This window comes from Pantoea agglomerans NBRC 102470 (assembly GCF_001598475.1).
GTDB classification, from domain to species: domain Bacteria; phylum Pseudomonadota; class Gammaproteobacteria; order Enterobacterales; family Enterobacteriaceae; genus Pantoea; species Pantoea agglomerans.
Genome location: NZ_BCZA01000025.1, coordinates 1 through 503, shown reverse-complemented (window position 1 = coordinate 503; position 503 = coordinate 1). Strand labels below are relative to the sequence as shown.

Annotated in this window: 1 protein-coding gene; it reads right to left on the bottom strand. The window is 67.6% G+C overall.

The window, feature by feature from the left end:
• Positions 1-503, bottom strand: a 503-nt coding sequence (locus PAG01S_RS21420) for an Ig-like domain-containing protein (protein ID WP_155724515.1), incomplete at both ends; no start/stop codon positions are given.

Genomic DNA, 503 nt, shown 5'->3' with positions numbered 1-503 from the left:
GAGGTCTGGTTATCCGGCGGCGTGCTGTCGCCGGGGCCGTCGATCACAACGCTGTTGCTGTTGCCCGCCTCGTCGGTGGCTTCCACCACGACGTCTTTGGCGTCCACGCCCGCCGGATTCGGCTGGATGCTCCAGTGACCGTCCGCGTCCGCCACCGTGCTGGTCACGCTGTCGCTGACCGGATCGGTGATCACGATCACCGCGCCCGGCTCGGCGTTACCGGCCAGCTCGTCCTCGGTGTTGTTCGTGATTTCCGGAGCCGCCGTGCTGGTGTCAACGGTAAAGCTCCAGTCGCCGTCTGCCTGCGGGCCTTCGTTGCCCGCCGCGTCCACCGCCGCAACCGTCAGGTCGTGAGAGGTGCCGTCCGCCATATCCTGCTCCGGCGTCCAGCTCCACTTGCCGTCCGCGTCCACCGCTGCGCTGCCGACGAGCTCGCCGTTGTCATAGATGTTGACGTGATCGATGTCGGCGGTTGCGTCGCCGGAAAGAGTCGGCCGCGCGTC